The following is a 17,769-nucleotide window of genomic DNA, read 5'->3' as shown; positions in this document are numbered from 1 at the left end:
ATTTTAGCAACAGTATTCAACCTCCTGCGCCAGCACAAGATGCAAACTGAATATATTTTTGTTTTTATTAAAGAATGGCACGAAAAAGCCCCGGATTCCGGGGCTGAAAGGTTAGCACGGGCACTTGCCGAGTTTGCCCGCCTGGCTGGGAAAACGCGCCTCCAGGCAGTAACGATGGAAGGCGCGCTCATCCATGGGGGTCTGTTCCGGATGTTTTTCGCGCATATGCTTCAGATAAGTTTGATAGTCGTGCACGCCCACCATTAACCGGAAGCTCTGCTGTAATCCCTGCCACAGACGCTGCCAGCGTGAGCGCGGCGCGGCAGGGGCGCGGGCAGCGAGCGGTAAGCACTGCTGAATTTGCCAGCCCGCATGCGGCTTTTTCCAGCGTAAAATGGCCTCAGACATTGCGCACCTCCTGACGCAGTGACACGTCCGACTCATGGGTGGTCGGCACTGAACTGCGCAGCGCGCGCCGGATCACGAAGAACGCCGCAATCAGCATTGTAACCGCGACCAGCATGAAAAAGCCGCACAGCGCCGCGTTGATCTGGTTGCTGAACACGATGGTTTGCATGTCGGCCACGGTTTTCGCCGGTGCGATAATCACGCCCTCATCGAGACCTTTACGGAACTTACTGGCCTGCGCGAGGAAACCAATTGACGGTTTCTCATGGAAAATTTTCTGCCAGCCGGCGGTCATGGAGGTGATAAACAGCCAGGCGGTAGGCACAATCGTCACCCAGGCGTAACGCTGCTTTTTCATTTTGAACAGCACCACGGTACCGAGGATCAGCGCCATCGACGCCAGCATCTGGTTACCGATGCCAAACAGCGGCCACAGGGTATTGATGCCGCCGAGCGGATCGACCACGCCCTGATACACGAAGAACCCCCAGCCCGCCACCGCCACGGTGGTACCGGCCATGTTCCCGAGCCACGAGCGGTTGTTAGCCAACGAAGGCACCACGGTCCCGACCAGATCCTGCACCATAAAACGGCAGGCGCGGGTACCGGCATCCACGGCGGTGAGGATAAACAGCGCCTCAAACAGAATGGCGAAGTGATACCAGAACGCCATCATTGCGCGGCTGTTAAACACCTCGGTGATGATATGCGCCATCCCGACGGCAAACGTCGGTGCGCCACCGGCGCGGGAGAGAATGGTGCTTTCGCCCACTTCGCCGGCAATACCGCTCAGCATCTCCGGCGTCACCACAAAGCCCCAGCCATTAATTACCTGAGACGCGTTCTCCACCGTGGTACCAATCAGCGCCGCCGGTGAGTTCATGGCAAAGTAGACGCCCGGATCGAGCACCGAGGCACAAATCAGCGCCATGATCGCCACAAAGGACTCCATCAGCATGGCGCCATAGCCGATGAAGCGAATATGGCTTTCGCGCTCCACCAGTTTTGGCGTCGTACCGCTCGACACCAGCGCGTGGAAGCCGGAGATCGCGCCGCAGGCAATGGTGATAAACAGGAACGGGAACAGCGCGCCGGAGAACACCGGCCCCGTGCCGTCGATAAAGCGCGTCACCGCCGGCATCTTCAGTTCTGGCATGGCGAACAGAATGCCCACCGCCAGCCCGATGATCACGCCGATTTTCAGGAAGGTGGAGAGGTAATCACGCGGCGCCAGCAGCAGCCACACCGGCAGCGACGAGGCAACAAAACCGTAGATCACCAGCACCCACGTCAGCTCGGTGCCTTTCAGGGTAAAAATCGGTCCCCAGTATGGATCGGCCGCCACGTCACCGCCGTAAATGATCGCCGCCATCATCAGCACAAAGCCGATGATCGACACTTCGGCGATTTTACCCGGACGCAGAAAGCGCATATACACGCCCATGAACAGGGCAATCGGAATGGTGGCGGCGATGGTAAACAGCCCCCACGGACTGTTAGCCAGCGCTTTCACCACCACCAGCGCCAGTGCGGAGAGAATAATGATCATCACACCGAGCGCACCGAGCATGGTGACCACGCCAGCGAACGAGCCCAGTTCCTGGCGCGCCATCTCACCCAGCGAACGACCGTCGCGGCGCGTGGAGATAAACAGCACCAGAAAATCCTGCACCGCGCCGGCCAGCATCACGCCGACCAGAATCCAGATGGTGCCGGGCAGAAAACCCATCTGCGCCGCCAGGATCGGCCCGACCAGCGGACCGGCACCGGCGATCGCGGCAAAGTGATGACCAAACAGCACCCATTTGTTGGTGGGAACATAGTCCAGCCCGTCATTGAATCGCTCTGCCGGCGTGCGGCGCCGGTCGTCCAGCTCAAAAATGCGCCTGGCGATAAACAGGCTGTAGAAGCGATACGCGATGCTATAGCAGGCGACGGAGGCGATCACCAGCCAGACGGCATTAACGTGTTCGCCGCGACTGAGCGCCAGCATGGCGAACGCCGCCGCACCAATTAACGCCACCGCTAACCAGATCAATCCGGTTCTGACGTTGTTCATGAGTTAACTCCTTGTAGGGACCGGGAAAAAGGCGATCGGAATACAACAAGTTAAAAGTAATGTAATGAATTGTTAACGACAGGGAATCGGATCAGAAGTGTGAAGCGGGAAACAAATTTAACAACTGTTCAGGCGGGCGGGGAAAAATGCGGGATAACGGCTGTTATCCCGCACGATTTCATGCTCAGGCGGCCGGACGGGCCACCACGCTGCGTGTTTCCATGCGCACTTCGGCGATGGTCACATCAATCACATCGGTCACGCGGTAGGCCACTTCACCTTTGATCTGCACGGTGCCGCTCTCCTGCGAGCACACCAGTTCGTCACGCACGGCGTGAATGAACGGGGCAGGGATAAAGGCGACCGCACCGTTCTCCAGCAGGCGCACGCGCATGCCGCCGCGCGAAACGTCGATGATCTCGGCGCTGAATTTACGGTCAGTACCGGCAAACGGCGCGAGGAAGCGCGCGTACAGCCAGTCACCGACATCGCGCTCGGCCATGCGGTTGAGACGGCGACGCTCACTCATGATCAGGGTCACGTCATCCTGTGGCCGTGCAATGCTTTCGCCGCGCACGATGGCCTTCAGCAGACGATGGTTGATCATGTCGCCGAATTTACGAATCGGTGACGTCCAGGTCGCGTAGGCGTCGAGGCCGAGGCCAAAATGCGGGCCCGGTTCGGTGCTAATTTCGGCGAAACTCTGGAAACGACGAATGCGGCTGTCGAGATACTGGGTTGGCTGCGCATCAAGCTGACGACGCAACTGACGGAAGCCTTCCAGCGTGGTAATGGCCTGCGGATCAACCGTGATACCGTGACCAGCCAGTACGCCAGCCGCCTGTTCCGCGTTCGCCTGGTCGAAACCGGTGTGCAGGTTGTAGATACCGAAGCCAAGCTTCTCCTGCAGCACTTTAGCGGCGCAGACGTTGGCGAGGATCATCGCTTCTTCCACGATGCGGTTAGCGATGCGGCGCGGTTCCGCAATAATATCCAGCACTTCGCCTTTCTCACCCAGCACGAAGCGGTAGTCAGGGCGATCTTTGAACACCAGCGCGTGCGTCTGACGCCACTCGCCGCGCGCCAGGCACAGGCGATGCAGCAGGCGAATCTGCTGCGCGATGGTGTCATTTTCCGGCTGCCAGCTGCCGCTGTTCTCCAGCCAGTCCGACACTTCGTCGTACACCAGCTTGGCTTTGGATTCGATCCACGCGGCAAAGAAGTGGGCATCGTCAGCCAGGCTGCCATCCGGCAGTACAGTGACGCGACACACCAGCGCCGGACGCCTGACGTTAGGGCGCAGCGAGCAGACATCATCCGACAGTTCGCGCGGCAGCATCGGGATGTTAAAGCCCGGCAGATAGTTGGTGAAGGCGCGTCTGGAGGCCAGCTGGTCGAGTTCGCTGCCGGCGGCAACGTAAGCGGTCGGGTCGGCAATGGCGATGGTCAGCGCCAGCTTGCCTTCTGCCAGCTCTTCAACATACAGCGCATCGTCCATATCTTCGGTGCTGGCGCTGTCGATGGTGACAAAGTTCAGCGCGGTGAGATCTTCACGCTGCAGCTGTTCGTCCAGCATCTCGCCAAAGCCCACTTCCGGCGCTTCGCGCTCCAGATTGTGGCGCGACAGCGTGACCCACCATGGTGCGAGGTGATCGTCCGCGGTGACAACAAACTCGGTCAGTTCGGCATAGAACCCGCGATCGCCTTTCAGCGGATGGCGGCGCATCTCTGCCACGGCCCAGTCACCGTTCTGGAAATCGTGGGTCAGGCCACGCACCGCACGGCACTGAATCGCGTCTTTCAGCAGCGGATGATCCGGCACGATAGACAGGCGGTCATCTTTTTTCTGCACGCGGCCGACAAAGCGCGTCAGGAACGGCTCGATCAGGGTTTCCGGCTCCGCGCTCTCGCGGTCTTTATCAGTGTGGATCACGGCGGAAATGCGGTCGCCGTGCATCACTTTCTTCATTTGCGGAGGGGGAATGAAGTAGCTTTTCTGAGCGTCAACTTCGAGGAAGCCAAAGCCTTTTTCCGTGCCTTTCACAACACCTTCGGCGCGCGGGGTCTGCGCGTGAAGCTTCTCTTTCAGCTGCGCGAGCAGCGGGTTATCCTGGAACATAATATATTTAGTTTCGTGGCCTAAGAGCGGTGGACAGTTTTACGCGAATCAGGTCCGCGCGGCAAGGCTAAAACAGGCGAAAAAGCCGCTTTACGCGGCTTTTTACTTTCTGGTAACGCACAGAACTCAGGCGATACGCTGGGTGGGCGCGGCGGCGGTCAGCGCCAGCTTCACCGGTACCGATTTGGAGGTGGGCGTACCGCTGCCGTCACCGTAGCTGGAGAGCGGTACCAGCGGATTGGTCTCCGGATAGTAGGCGGCGAGGTTACCGCGCGGAATATTATACGGCACCAGCTTAAAGCCGCTGACGCGACGCGTCAGACCGTCATTCCACAGGGTTTCAATGTCAACCAGCTGCCCTTCGCTGAAACCGAGGGACACCATGTCGTCCGGGTGGATAAACACCACTTCACGCTGACCGTACACGCCGCGATAGCGGTCATCCAGGCCATAAATGGTGGTGTTGTACTGGTCATGCGAGCGCAGCGTCTGCAACGTGAACGGCACTTCAACGTCATTGCCCAGCTGTGGGAACAGCGAGGTCGGCAGTGCCGTCGCGCTGAATTCTGCCTGACGCGATGGCGTATTGAAGCGCAGTTCTGCGGCAGCGTTACCGAGGTAAAAGCCGCCGGGAATATCACACTGACGGTTAAAATCAGCGAAGCCGGGGATGGTCGCCGCAATGTGATCGCGAATGACGTTGTAATCAGCGGCCATGCCGAGCCAGTCGATGTGGTCGCTGCCCAGCGTCGCATGCGCGATACCGGCCACAATGGCTGTTTCTGAGCGCTGCGTTTCCGCCAGCGGAATGCCGACACCTTCAGAGGCATGCACCATGCTGAACGAATCTTCCACGGTGATGAACTGGTTGCCGCTGGCCTGGCGATCGCGCTCGGTACGGCCCAGCGTCGGCAGAATCAGGCCTTCGTGGCCCGGTACCAGATGGCTGCGGTTCAGCTTGGTGCTGATGTGTACCGTCAGACCACAATGCTGCAGCGCTTCTTCTGTAACCGGTGAGTCCGGCGCCGCCGCGGCGAGGTTACCGCCCAGCGCAATCAGCACTTTGACTTCATCACGCAGCATGGCGTTGAGCGCTTCAACCGTGTTATGACCGTGCTCGCGCGGCGGTTCAAAAGCAAAATGTGCGCCCAGTGCATCGAGGAACGCTTTCGACGGTTTCTCGTCGATGCCCATGGTGCGGTTGCCCTGCACGTTACTGTGGCCGCGTACCGGACACAGGCCCGCGCCCTGTTTGCCGAGCTGGCCAAACAGCAGCTGCAGGTTAACGATTTCCCGTACCGTATCGACCGAGTGTTTGTGCTGAGTGATGCCCATCGCCCAGGTGATGATCACCCGTTCGGCGCTCTGGTAAATGGCGGCGGCTTCGCGAATCTGGGCTTCGCTCAGGCCCGACTGCTGCACGATCTGCTCCCAGCGGGTCTCGTCGACAGCCGCCAGATACTGCTCAACGCCCTGGGTGTTGGCGTCAATAAAGGCCTGATCGAAAATGCCTTTTTCACCGGCGGCCAGCCGTTTACGCTGCTCTTCCAGTAGCGCTTTAACCATGCCGCGCACCGCCGCCATATCGCCGCCGAGGTTGGGCTGATAATAGGCGGAGCTGATGTTGCCGGCCATCGACGTCACCACTTCCAGCGGCTTCTGCGGATCGGCAAAACGTTCCAGGCCGCGCTCACGCAGGGTATTAAAGGTGACGATTCTGGCGCCGTGATCGGCGGCGTGACGCAGGCTGTGCAGCATGCGCGGATGGTTGGTGCCGGGGTTCTGGCCAAAGACAAAAATCGCATCAGCGTGGTCGAAATCGTCCAGGCGAATGGTGCCTTTACCGACGCCAATGCTACGTTTCAGTCCGGTGCCGCTGGCTTCGTGGCACATGTTGGAGCAGTCAGGGAAATTGTTGGTGCCCAGCACGCGGCCAAACAGCTGGTACAGCCACGAGGCTTCATTGCTGGCGCGACCGGAGGTGTAAAGCTCCAGCTGATCCGGATGATCCATCGCCTGCAAATGCTGCGCGATCAGCGCAAAGGCGTCATCCCAGCTAATCGGTTCATAGTGATCGGTCGCGCTGTTGTAGCGCATCGGGTGGGTCAGACGGCCCTGATACTCAAGGAAATAGTCGCTTTGCTGATACAGAGTGCTGACGCTGTGCTGGGCAAAAAATTCTGGCTCGACGACGCGGCGTGTCGCTTCCCAGGTCACGGCTTTCGCGCCGTTTTCGCAGAAGCTGAAGGTGCTCTTGTTATCATCGCCCCAGGCACAGCCCGGGCAGTCAAAGCCGCGCGCTTTGTTCATGCGCATCAGGTTACGCATGTTTTTCAGGGCGGCTTTACTGTCAAGGACAAAACGGGTGGTGGCTTCCAGCGAGCCCCAGCCGCCCGCAGCGGCGCGATAGGGCTGAATCTTACGTTTAAATTTCATGATAGTCGCAGGCTTATTGTTTATGAATTGTTATCAGAATATGACTTCTGTTGGTGAGAAGTGTGCGACTGACGGCAAAAGTTGTCTAATTGATTGACTTAATGGTGCGATAGTTAACGTTTATCGCGCGGCAGGGGTAAAAGCGTGATCGCCATCATAAATTATCCGCTGCCGTGTGCCGGCGGGTAAGTGTGTGGCCAAATGCTGGCTAATAATTGCTCTTTCCGTTAGCAAAAGGGCGCGCTCCATGAAGCAACTTGCCAGTCAGGTTCACGCATTCGGCAAAGCCTTAATGATGCCGATCTCCGTCATTGCTGCCGCCGGTATTTTTCTCGGTCTGGCCGCCGCGTTGCAGAATCCGGCGATCACCGGTGAAGCATTTGCCAGTTTGCAGGTGCCGCAGCTGATCATCGGTTTTATTCGTAAAGTGGCGGGCGCGCTGTTTGCCAACCTGCCGGTATTTTTTGCCGTCGCCAGCGCAATTGGGCTGGCCAAAGCGGAGAAACCCACCGCCGCGTTTGCGGCAGTGATTGGCTATATCGCCATGAATGTGGGGATCAGCGCCACGCTGGCGGCGAAAGGGCTGACGGCAGCCACCACTACGCCCGAAGCGCTGCAGCAGGCGGGCATGGACCAGACCAGCGCCATGATGACGTCAGCCGAGTACATCGACATGCTCGGCATTTTTACCTACAACATGAGCGTGCTGGGCGGGGTGATTGCCGGCCTGCTCACTGTGATGCTGCACAACCGCTTCTATACCCAGCAGTTGCCCACGGCGATCAGCTTTTTTGGCGGGCGTCGCTTTGTGCCCATCGTGACGGTGGTGGTGCTGCCGCTGACGGGCGTGCTGCTGGCGCTTATCTGGCCAACCATCGGTCAGGGCATCGCGTGGGTCGGTCAGATGATCGGTAAAAGCGGTCAGTACGGTGCCTTTTTGCTCGGCGCCTGCGAGCGCCTGCTGATCCCGACCGGCCTGCATCACATCCTCAATGAAACCGTGCGCTTTACGCCGATTGGCGGCATGGCGACGGTGGACGGCCAGACCATCGTCGGCGCGCTGAATATTTTCAACACCTCGCTGACCCATCCCGGCGCGATTCCGGACGACACCGTGCGTACCGCCACGCAGTTTCTCGCCCAGGGCAAAATCCCGGTAATGATGTTCGGTCTGCCCGCCGCCGCGCTGGCCATCTATCACACTGCCAAACCTGAACATAAGCAGCGGGTCAAAGCGCTGGTGCTGGCCGGCGCGCTGACCTCGTTTACCACCGGCATCACCGAACCGCTGGAGTTCTGCTTCATCTTCGTCTCACCGGTGTTGTACGTGATGCACGCGCTGCTGACCGGCCTGTCATTTATGCTGATGTCGATGCTGCACCTGATGATCGGTAACGTGCAGGGCGGCGCGATTGATCTGCTGGTGTTTGGCATTCTCGGCGGCAGCAAAACCCACTGGTGGTGGACGCTGGTGCTGGGCGCCATCTATGCGCCGGTTTATTACTGGGGCTTTCGCCTGGTGATTACCCGGATGCAGGTGGAAACGCCGGGGCGCGAATCCGAAGAGGAAGCCAAACCGCTGCAGGTGGCGGCGGATGAACGCACCCGCGTGATCATCAGCGGGCTGGGCGGAGAGGCCAATATAGAGGACGTCGATTGCTGCTTCACTCGCCTGCGCGTGCGGGTCAAAGAGATGAAAGAAGTGGTGGATCAAACGCTGCTGTCGACCGGTGCCAACGGCGTCAACCGCGTCAGTGAGCACGATGTGCAGGTGATTTACGGGCCGCAGGTCGAGAAAATCGCTAACGAGGTGAAAAGTGCGCTCGGCGTCGCCTGATGCCGGGCGGTACCGTTAATCATGTGGGGCGCGGTCGGTGGCGACCCGCCGCGTCTCCGCGTATACATCACCCGCTATCCGCCTGAGCAATCCGCCTGACAACGCAGAAATTTCTTCGCTGAGTGCGCGTTGGGGCGCGACGAGTTTTGCTACCATAACGCGATAAAAATTCGACGGTGGATAAGAAAATCGACATCAAGCAATTGATTTATTTGTGCAATTTGGAGCGCGAGCGCCATTTTGGCCGCGCGGCGGAGGCCAGCTTCGTCAGCCAGCCCACGCTCTCGATGCGGCTTAAAAACCTTGAGCGTGAGCTTGGGCTGTCGCTGATCAATCGCAGCAACAACTTTGACGGCTTCACGCCGGAAGGGGAACGCGTGCTGACGTGGGCGCGCGAAATTGTTTCGGTGTATCAGGGACTGAAGCTGGAAGTGGAGTCGCTCAAATACGGCGTCAACGGCACGCTGCGGCTGGGCGTGATGCCGCAGTGCAGCGTGGCGCTGCCGGCGTTATTGAAAGCGGTGGAAGCGCGCTATCCGCAACTCGACTATCGCGTTTCCGCCATGAGCGCCGATCAACTGCTGGAAGCGCTTAACAGCCACACCGTGGACGGCGGTATCGGCTTTTTTGAGCTGACGTCACTGCGGGAACTGCATTTCCAGACCGCGCTGCTCAACGATCGCGGCGTCGAAGCCATTTTCCATCCCGATCATTTCCCGGCGCTGCTGCAGCATGAGCGGCTGTCGCTGCACACGCTGGCGAGCCAGCCGCTGTGCCTGGCCGAGCCCACGCGCTATTTCCGGCGTTACCTCGACGGACAGCTGCGTGAAACCGGCGTGCTGCCGCGAGTGATTGTGGAAAGCGCCTCGGTGATGCAGCTGATTCAGAGTGCGCAGGTTGGCCTGGGCGTCATGGTGTCGCCCTGCGGCCATCTGCTACCGGAAATGCTGCACCATCTGGCGCGCCGGCCGATTGATATCGCGCCGATGGGACGTCAGGCGGCGCTGGTGATTGCCGAGCCGGGCAGGGCGTCGCCGCTGTCGCAGCACTTCTTTGACGAAGCACGACGCCACCTGGCGGATTAGCGCGCTTCGCCCAGCGCCATCAGCAGTCGATCCTGCCAGCTGGCAAATGCCACCGCCTGCATCAGCGTGAACAGGCGCTCGCTGCCCCAGCCCGCGTTTAACAGCGGCTGCAGATGGGCAGCACTGAAGCGCTCCGGCAGCCGGGTAAGCTGGGCGCTCAGCGCGATTACCTGCTGCGTCAGGCTGTCATCGCTGGCCTGATCCACACCGTGCAGCAAATGCGTGCGCCAGCCGTTCGCCAGCTGCGCGAACTGGCGTCGGCAGCCCAGCACGCGCGCGCTGACTGCCTGCGCCAGCTGTTCCTCTTCCCCACCATAAGCCTCAAGCCGCTGACGCAGCGTCGCCCAGCCATACAGCGCCTGGGCATCGTGCACCAGCAGCCAGACGGCGTCGTCGAGTCCGGCCATACCCTGACAAAAGGTCACCGCCGCCAGCTGGTCAGCGCTGGCATAGCGCAGCTCAACCGGCTTGATGGCGTGCTGCCAGGCAGCAGCCTGACTGAACAGCGCCGCATCGGCGTCTGCGGGCGGCGTGACGCCAGGGATCCAGCGCACCGGCAGGCCCATCATCGCCTGAAGCGCGGCGACCACGCGCGCCTGATAGCTGACGTAGCCTACTAGCTGGTTGAGCGTAACGATATCGGGTTCAGTCAGGCCTACCGCATCCAGCGCGCTGATGCTGCTGGCGGTAATCAGCTCCGGCTGCATCGCCAGCTGGCGCGCATACTGCGTGATTTGCGTCAGGCGATTATTGCTTTCGCGCGAAGAATCCGGTCCCGGCAGCGGATTAAGCCGCGCCGAGTAGTGATTGCACAGCCGCTGCACGCCAGCCACCTGCGCCACCGTGAGTGCGGTGCTGAGACGATCGTAAAGCGTTAGTGTATGGGTCAGCGAAGTGCTGACCGCATCGGGCAGCAGGGTATGGCTCAGGTCACGTGCCGCCTGTAGCACTGGCTGAAAGTGCTGCAGCAGCGGCTGCAGGGCGCTGGCTTCCTGCTGCAGGCCGAGCAGAAAACGGTCATCAATATGAGCGGCTTCGGGAACCAGGGGAGCAGTAGCGGACGTATGCGGGCGAGTCTGGCTTTCATAAAACCAGTGGTCATGGCCGGGAGAACGGCGGTGTTCCATGGTCATTCCTTTCGCAAAAAACGGACTGAGTGCACAACGGGCAAATCTGAAAAGCGCATCGCCACTCAAGGGCTAGCTTATCGTCGCTGAACGGCTGTCCACGGCAAAAGAATGATGGGGAATAATTAATAGCGTGTGGCTATAAGGCGGGGAGAGAAAAGAAAAAGGGCGAGCACCTGGCTCGCCCGCAGAACTTATTTCAGTTCCAGCTCGTTCATCGCGGCAATGCTGAAGCCGCCATCCACGTGCACCACTTCACCGGTGATACCACCCGCCAGGTCTGAACACAGGAAGGCCGCAGAGTTACCCACGTCTTCGATGGTGACGGTGCGGCGAATCGGGGTAACCGCTTCGCAGTGTGCCAGCATCTTACGGAAATCTTTGATGCCTGATGCGGCCAGGGTACGGATTGGACCAGCAGACACGGCGTTAACACGCACGCCTTCCGGACCCATCGCATTCGCCATGTAACGCACGTTGGCTTCCAGCGACGCTTTCGCCAGACCCATCACGTTGTAGTTCGGGATAGCGCGCTCTGCACCCAGGTAAGAGAGGGTCAGCAGTGCTGCGTTCGGGTTCAGCATCGCGCGGCACTCTTTGGCCATCGCCACAAAGCTGTAGGCGCTGATGTCGTGCGCGATTTTGAAGCCTTCACGGGTAACGGCGTTCACATAGTCGCCATCCAGCTGGTCGCCCGGGGCGAAGCCGATGGAGTGAACAAAGCCGTCAAATTTCGGCCAGGTTTTTGCCAGTTCAGTGAACAGGGCAGTGATGCTCTCGTCTTCTGCCACATCGCACGGCAGAACAATGTCTGAACCCAGTTCTTTAGCGAACTCTTCCACGCGACCTTTCAGTTTGTCGTTCTGGTAGGTGAAAGCCAGTTCTGCGCCCTGTTTGTGCATCGCCTGCGCAATACCGTAGGCGATGGAAAGTTTACTGGCAACGCCAGTAATCAGAATGCGCTTACCGGAAAGAAAACCCATAGCTGTAATCCTTATGGTCATTGTTGTTGGCGGTCGCGATGATTAAAAATTGTGCGACCGACGTTAATCGACGTGCGGATTCTAGCACGTCTGTATCAAATGGGGTAAATCGCGCCGCGTTTTCCGCTACGGCCGTAGCACTCAACGCTCGCGCCGCCACGCCTCGGCGGTTAACGCTTCGCCAAAATGGCTGGCAATCAGCCGTTTGGTTAAGTCGTGCAGCGGCGAGGCCAGCACGTCAGCGGTGCCGCCTCGCTCCACCACTTCGCCCTGATGCATCACCAGCACCTGGTCGCTGATGTGCTTCATCATGCCAAGATGCTGAGTAACATAAATATAGGCGATGCCGTGTTTCTCCTGCAGCTCCAGCATCAGGTTCACCAGCTGCGAACGCATGGTCATGTCCAGCGAGGCGAGGGCTTCATCAGCGACAATCACCTTTGGCTGCAGAATCAACGCGCGCGCCAGCGCCAGACGCTGCTTCTGGCCGGGGGCCAGCATGTGCGGATAGTAGCCGGCGTGGTCGCGCAGCAGCCCGACCTGACGCAGCGTGGCAATAATGCGCTTTTCGCGTGCTTCATCATCAAGCCCGGTATTCAGCCGCAGCGGAAAATCAAGGATCTGGCTGACGCGCTGGCGCGGATTGAGCGACGTCGACGGATCCTGAAAAATCATGCGAATCCGCTGGCTGCGGTAGCCGTAATCGCCATAAGAGAGCGGGTGATCGTCGATCAGCATCTCACCTTCGCTTGGCGCCACCATGCCGCTCAGCATCTTCGCCAGCGTGGATTTGCCCGAACCGTTCTCGCCGATAATGGCCAGCGTCTGCTTTTCGCGCAGGGTAAAACTGACGTTTTTCACCGCTTCAACATGCTGGCGTCGGAACAGCCCGGTGCGGTAGCGGTAGGTTTTGCTCAGGTTGCGCACTTCCAGCAGGGTTTCCATTATTGGCTCTCCATATTCAGCGGGAAGTGGCAGGCATAAAGATGCGCTTTAGTGCCGCTCAGGCGCGGCGTTTCGATGCATTTACGCTGCGCGTAAGGGCAGCGCGGACCGAGACGGCAGCCAATCGGCAGATGTTCCAGCGACGGTATCGCGCCGGACAGCGTATTCAGGCGGCTTTTATGCGGCAGCGCGCGGCCAAAGTCGGGCATAGCGCGGATCAGCGCCTGCGTATACGGATGGTGCGGCGTTTCCATCAGATCGTCACTCTGCGCCGTTTCCACCGTTTGTCCGCAATACATCACGTTGATGCGGTCCGCCCACTGACTCATGGTGCGCAGGTCATGGCTGATCAGCAAAATCGTGGTGTTGTTATTCTGATTGAGGCGGCTCAGCAGACGGAAAATCTGCGCCTGCGTGGTGGGTTCCATGGCATTGGTCGGCTCATCGGCAATCAGCAGGCGCGGCTGATTGGCCAGCGCGATGGCGATCATCACCTTCTGACATTCGCCTTCGGTCAGCTCATACGGGAAGCTGCGCATAATGTCTTTGTGATCTTTAATGCCGACGCGGTGCAGCAGCTCAATGGCGCGCTCTTTGCGCCAGAACCACAGGCGCTGATACCAGCGGCCTTTAAAGGTCCAGCGTGGAATGGCCTGCATCAGCTGGCGGCCGACACTTTCAGAAGGATCGAGACAGGATTGCGGCTCCTGAAAAATCATCGACACGTTATGGCCAACGATACGCCGCCGTTCGCGCGGCGACAGGCGCAGCAGATCGATATCATCGAACACCATGCGGTCGGCGGTGACGCGCCAGTTATCTTTGGTCACGCCGCAGATGGCTTTCGCCACCAGACTTTTCCCCGAGCCGGATTCGCCCACCAGGCCACGCACTTCGCCCTCGTTTAGCGTCAGATTGATGCGATCGACCGCTTTCACCGGACCTTCAGCGGTCATGAATTCAATGGTCAGATTTCGGATGTCCAGTAACGGCATTATTCCACTCCCGCAGCGACGGCGCGACGGATGCCATCGCCCAGCAGGTTAACAATCAATACGCTTATCATCAGCGCGGCACCCGGCAGCATCACCGTCCACGGCGCCACGTAAATCAGCTCCAGCGCGTCACCCAGCATCGCACCCCATTCGGGCGAGGGCAGCTGCGCGCCGAGGTCAAGAAAGCCGAGCGCGGCGATGTCGAGGATCGCCATCGACAGCGAGCGGGTAAATTCACTGACCAGAAGCGGCAGGACGTTTGGCAGCACCGCATTCCACAAAATATTCAGGTTGCGCGCGCCATCCAGCCGCAGCGCCACCACATACTCTTTTTCCATCTCATCATGCACTGCCGTGTAGATTTCGCGCACCAGACGCGGGATCAGCGCCAGCAGTACCGCCAGCATTGCATGCTCCAGCCGCGGGCCAAGAAAGGCCACCACGATAATCGCCAGCAGCAGAGAGGGAATCGACAGCAGCGTATCCAGCACGTGATTCATCACCGCCGAGCGCAAACCGTGGGTTATCCCCGCCAGCACGCCCAGCAGCAGCGCGCAGATTGCTGCCAGCACCGTAACCAGCAGCGCAGAGCCAACCGTCGGCGCCACGCCGCTCAGTAAACGGCTTAGCACATCGCGCCCGAGATCGTCAGTGCCGAGAAAGAAGGAGACATCGCCGTAGCGCGACCACGACGGCGGCAACAGCTGATAGCCGAGAAACTGCTGGTCGATACCGTAAGGGGACAGCAGCCCGCCGAACAGGCAGAGAAACAGCAGGATGCCGAAGCCGTACAGGCCAATCATGGCGCTGGTATCGCGATAAAAGCGCTGCCAGCTGAGGCGAAACGCACTCGGCAGCCGCTTCTCGGCGTAGATGTTATCTGAGGGCATACCACTCCTTGTGTTTCAGCGGATTGAGCGCCGCACCGATAATATCCGACAGTACGCTGACCAGAATCACCAGCCCGCCAACCACCATCACGCCCGCGGAGATCGCCGCGTAATCCTGCTGACGGATGGCGTTAATCAGCCAGCGCCCCAGTCCGGGCCAGTTGAACACCACTTCGGTGATCATCGCCAGCGTCAGCATGGTCGAGAATTGCAGGCCAAGACGCGGGATCACCGGCGGCAGTGCGTTGTGCAACACGTGACGGCGAATCACGGTGAAGCGCGACAAGCCGCGCGTTGCCGCTGCCTTGACGTAATTTTTATCCATCACGTCGCTGGTGCTGTTGCGCAGCAGGCGAATCACTTCGGTAGTCGGTGCCACAGCCAGCACGATCACCGGCAGAATCAGGTGCGTCAGCGCGCTGACCAGCATCTCATGCCGCCACGGTGAAGGGCTAAGCCAGGCGTCAATCAGGGCAAACCCAGTAATGTTCTGCACCGGATAGAGCAGGTCGAAACGGCCGGAAACCGGCAGCCAGCCCAGCGTCAGCGAGAACAGCAGGGTAAACAGCAGCGCCAGCCAGAACACCGGCATTGAGAAGCCGAGCAGCGCCAGCGCGCTGATGGCTTTATCCTGCCATTTATTGCGCATTACGCCGGCGCAGATGCCGAGCGGAATACCAACCAGCAGCGCCAGCATAAACGCCAGCACGCACAGTTCCAGCGTGGCGGGAAACACCTCGCGCAGCTGTATATCAATTGCCTGACCGTTGGTGCTGGAGACACCGAAATCAAACTGCAGCAGCCCCTTAAACCAGAACCACCAGGCATCGAACAGCGAGGCGCCTTCCAGCGGCGCGTTAGGGGTGAAATAGCTCAGGCTGAAACTCACCAGCGAGAGTAAGAACAGGGTGATGATCAGCAACAGCATGCGACGCAACAGATAGATGATCATGCTTACTCCTCGCCGTGCTCATCGCGGTAAACCCCGGCGAACGAGGCGTTACCGAAGGGACTCAGCACCAGGCCTTTAATATCGTGCCGGTAAGCCTGCAGGCGCAGCGACGACGCCAGCGGCAGCACCGGCAGCGCCTGCGCCAGCATCTGCTGGGCGCGATCGTAGCTGTCGATACGCGCCGACAGCTGCTGCGACAGCAGCGCGCGCTGTAGCGCCTCATCAAACGCCGGCGAACACCAGTGCGCGTAGTTGGTCTGCGAACGAATCGCCGCGCAGCTCAGTAACGGGCGGAAGAAACTGTCCGGATCGTTACTGTCGGTGGCCCAGCCGGTCAGGGTTAAATCGTGGTTCATGGCCATCAGCTGTGCTTCCTGAAAACGTCCCTCAACCGGGGCGATGGTGACGCGCACGCCCACCTGCGCCAGATCCGCCTGCAACAGCTCGGCGGTTTTGAGCGGGCTGGGGTTCCACGACATCGAGGTGGTCGGCACCACCAGGCGCAGATGCAAATCTTCAATGCCCAGCGCTTTTAGTGCCTCACGCGCTTTTGCCGGATTGTATTCCGTCACGCGCGCATCATTATCGTAAGCCCACGAGGCGCGCGGCAGAATCGAGGCTGCGGTTTCCGCCGTGCCGTAATAAATCGACTCCATCAGCCGCTCGTTGTTGATTGCCAGCGCCAGCGCGTGGCGCACTTCCGGACGGTCGAGCGGCGGTTTGCGGGTGTTAAACGCCAGATAGGCGATGTTCATGCCGGGACGCAGCGTCATGCGCAGGCGCGGATCGTCGCGCAGAATCGACAGCTGGCTGGCGGCCGGGTAGGCCAGTACGTCACACTCGCCGGTCAGCAATTTCGACAGGCGGCCAGTGCCGCCCACGCCGAGGTCGATCACCACCTGTTGCAGACGCGGCACGCCTTTCCAGTAGTGCGGATTGCGCGCCAGACGCAGATATTGCCCGGTGCGGTACTCACTCAGCTGGAACGGGCCGGTGCCCACCGGCTGGCGATCCAGCTGTTCCTGCTGGCCTGCCGCGCTCAGCTGGCTGGCGTACTCCTGCGACAACACCGGCGCGTAATGGGTGGCGATATGCCACAGGAACGAGGCGTCCGGGCTGTTGAGGCGGATCTCTACCGTGTCGTTATCCAGCTTCTTCACGCTCTGCACCGAGTCGGCAAACTGCAGGCTGTCGAAGTAGGGATAGCTGCCGCCGTTGACGTTATGCCACGGATGCTGGCGATCGAACATGCGGGCAAAGCTAAAGACCACGTCGTCGGCGTTCATTTTGCGCGTCGGCGTAAACCAGTTGGTATGCTGGAACGAAACATCTTTGCGCAAGTGGAAGCGGTAAGTCGCGCCGTTATCGCGCACTTCCCAGCTCTGCGCCAGATCGGGGATCAGGCGATAGGTATAAGGGTCGACGTCGAGCAGGCGGTCATACAACTGTGCCGCCAGCGTATCGACCACCAGCCCGCTGCTGACCATCTGCGGGTTGAAGGTGTTAACCGTGCCGTTGACGCAATAAACAAAGCCGCTGTGGCGGATAGAGTCCGCGGGCGCGGCGAGCGCAGAGGCACTCAGGACGCTGAGACCAAGCAGCAGCGCGGGGAATAATTTTGGCATAGAACTCAACGATTCTCGGGCAATAGCGAGAGTGTATCGCAAAGCAAGCGTACTCCCCAAATCCGCCGCGTATCTGCGCTTTTTTTACCCAGCGGGCAACGGTGGTAAGCACAACATTAGTGTGGAAATGAGAAAAATTCTCAATTAGAGCTTTACAGATGATAATAGGAATGATTATTATTCTTCTGCGCTTCGACGGTGGCTCTACCGAAGAAGAGCACGACATTGCTCACATTGCTTCCAGTATTACGTTGCCCGCACCTCGTGTTGCGGGCTTTTTTTTGCGCCCTCATCAGCCGCGCATCGTT

13 protein-coding genes are annotated in these 17,769 nt (G+C 59.5%); 2 read left to right on the top strand and 11 right to left on the bottom strand.

Annotation, left to right across the window (positions count from 1 at the left end):
- Window positions 1-111 precede the first annotated feature (111 nt).
- From C1Y42_RS05700 to C1Y42_RS05685, 4 genes are all read right to left on the bottom strand, one after another.
- Window positions 112-408 carry a YbdD/YjiX family protein gene (locus C1Y42_RS05700; protein ID WP_058774631.1) on the bottom strand — a complete coding sequence of 99 codons (297 nt, stop codon included), beginning with the start codon at window positions 406-408 and terminating at the stop codon, window positions 112-114.
- On the bottom strand, window positions 401-2,467 hold the full coding sequence (locus tag C1Y42_RS05695) for a carbon starvation CstA family protein (RefSeq protein WP_059012964.1): 2,067 nt from the start codon (window positions 2,465-2,467) through the stop codon (window positions 401-403). The genes C1Y42_RS05700 and C1Y42_RS05695 overlap by 8 nt, the downstream gene beginning before the upstream one ends.
- A 184-nt stretch (window positions 2,468-2,651) precedes the next feature.
- A complete protein-coding gene (locus tag C1Y42_RS05690; RefSeq protein WP_088517170.1) occupies window positions 2,652-4,586 on the bottom strand; it encodes an exoribonuclease II in 1,935 nt (644 codons plus the stop codon).
- Between the two features lie 126 nt (window positions 4,587-4,712).
- Window positions 4,713-7,022: an FdhF/YdeP family oxidoreductase gene (locus C1Y42_RS05685; RefSeq protein WP_104092983.1), complete on the bottom strand. Its 2,310-nt coding sequence runs from the start codon at window positions 7,020-7,022 to the stop codon at window positions 4,713-4,715.
- A gap of 247 nt (window positions 7,023-7,269) precedes the next feature.
- Between C1Y42_RS05685 and C1Y42_RS05680 the strand changes: the two genes are divergently transcribed.
- Together C1Y42_RS05680 and C1Y42_RS05675 are read left to right on the top strand one after the other, a co-directional pair.
- On the top strand, window positions 7,270-8,859 hold the full coding sequence (locus tag C1Y42_RS05680) for a PTS transporter subunit EIIC (protein WP_104092982.1): 1,590 nt from the start codon (window positions 7,270-7,272) through the stop codon (window positions 8,857-8,859).
- A gap of 188 nt (window positions 8,860-9,047) precedes the next feature.
- Window positions 9,048-9,944 carry a LysR family transcriptional regulator gene (locus C1Y42_RS05675; protein WP_058774755.1) on the top strand — a complete coding sequence of 299 codons (897 nt, stop codon included), beginning with the start codon at window positions 9,048-9,050 and terminating at the stop codon, window positions 9,942-9,944.
- On the opposite strand, the gene C1Y42_RS05670 is transcribed toward C1Y42_RS05675, so the two are convergent.
- The 7 genes from C1Y42_RS05670 to sapA form a co-directional block, all read right to left on the bottom strand.
- Window positions 9,941-11,071 carry an oxidoreductase gene (locus C1Y42_RS05670; RefSeq protein WP_104092981.1) on the bottom strand — a complete coding sequence of 377 codons (1,131 nt, stop codon included), beginning with the start codon at window positions 11,069-11,071 and terminating at the stop codon, window positions 9,941-9,943. The genes C1Y42_RS05675 and C1Y42_RS05670 overlap by 4 nt on opposite strands.
- A 194-nt stretch (window positions 11,072-11,265) precedes the next feature.
- Complete coding sequence (gene fabI / locus C1Y42_RS05665; RefSeq protein WP_021505963.1) at window positions 11,266-12,054, bottom strand: enoyl-ACP reductase FabI; 789 nt, start codon at window positions 12,052-12,054, stop codon at window positions 11,266-11,268.
- A gap of 141 nt (window positions 12,055-12,195) precedes the next feature.
- On the bottom strand, window positions 12,196-12,999 hold the full coding sequence (gene sapF, locus C1Y42_RS05660) for a putrescine export ABC transporter ATP-binding protein SapF (protein ID WP_059012295.1): 804 nt from the start codon (window positions 12,997-12,999) through the stop codon (window positions 12,196-12,198).
- Window positions 12,999-13,994: a putrescine export ABC transporter ATP-binding protein SapD gene (sapD, locus tag C1Y42_RS05655; protein ID WP_021505966.1), complete on the bottom strand. Its 996-nt coding sequence runs from the start codon at window positions 13,992-13,994 to the stop codon at window positions 12,999-13,001. Before sapD ends, sapF begins: the two co-directional genes overlap by 1 nt.
- Complete coding sequence (sapC, locus tag C1Y42_RS05650; protein ID WP_104092980.1) at window positions 13,994-14,884, bottom strand: putrescine export ABC transporter permease SapC; 891 nt, start codon at window positions 14,882-14,884, stop codon at window positions 13,994-13,996. The genes sapD and sapC overlap by 1 nt, the downstream gene beginning before the upstream one ends.
- Complete coding sequence (gene sapB, locus C1Y42_RS05645; RefSeq protein ID WP_058771287.1) at window positions 14,871-15,836, bottom strand: putrescine export ABC transporter permease SapB; 966 nt, start codon at window positions 15,834-15,836, stop codon at window positions 14,871-14,873. The genes sapC and sapB overlap by 14 nt, the downstream gene beginning before the upstream one ends.
- A gap of 2 nt (window positions 15,837-15,838) precedes the next feature.
- The gene (gene sapA, locus C1Y42_RS05640) at window positions 15,839-17,461 is read right to left on the bottom strand and encodes an ABC transporter substrate-binding protein SapA (RefSeq protein WP_058758605.1); all 1,623 of its coding nucleotides are present in this window, start codon (window positions 17,459-17,461) and stop codon (window positions 15,839-15,841) included.
- Window positions 17,462-17,769 lie beyond the last annotated feature (308 nt).

It is taken from the genome of Pantoea sp. ICBG 985 (assembly GCF_002928365.1).
GTDB lineage: Bacteria > Pseudomonadota > Gammaproteobacteria > Enterobacterales > Enterobacteriaceae > Pantoea > Pantoea dispersa.
Note: the sequence above shows the minus strand (reverse complement) of the source record. Positions and strands in the feature narration are given on the sequence as shown.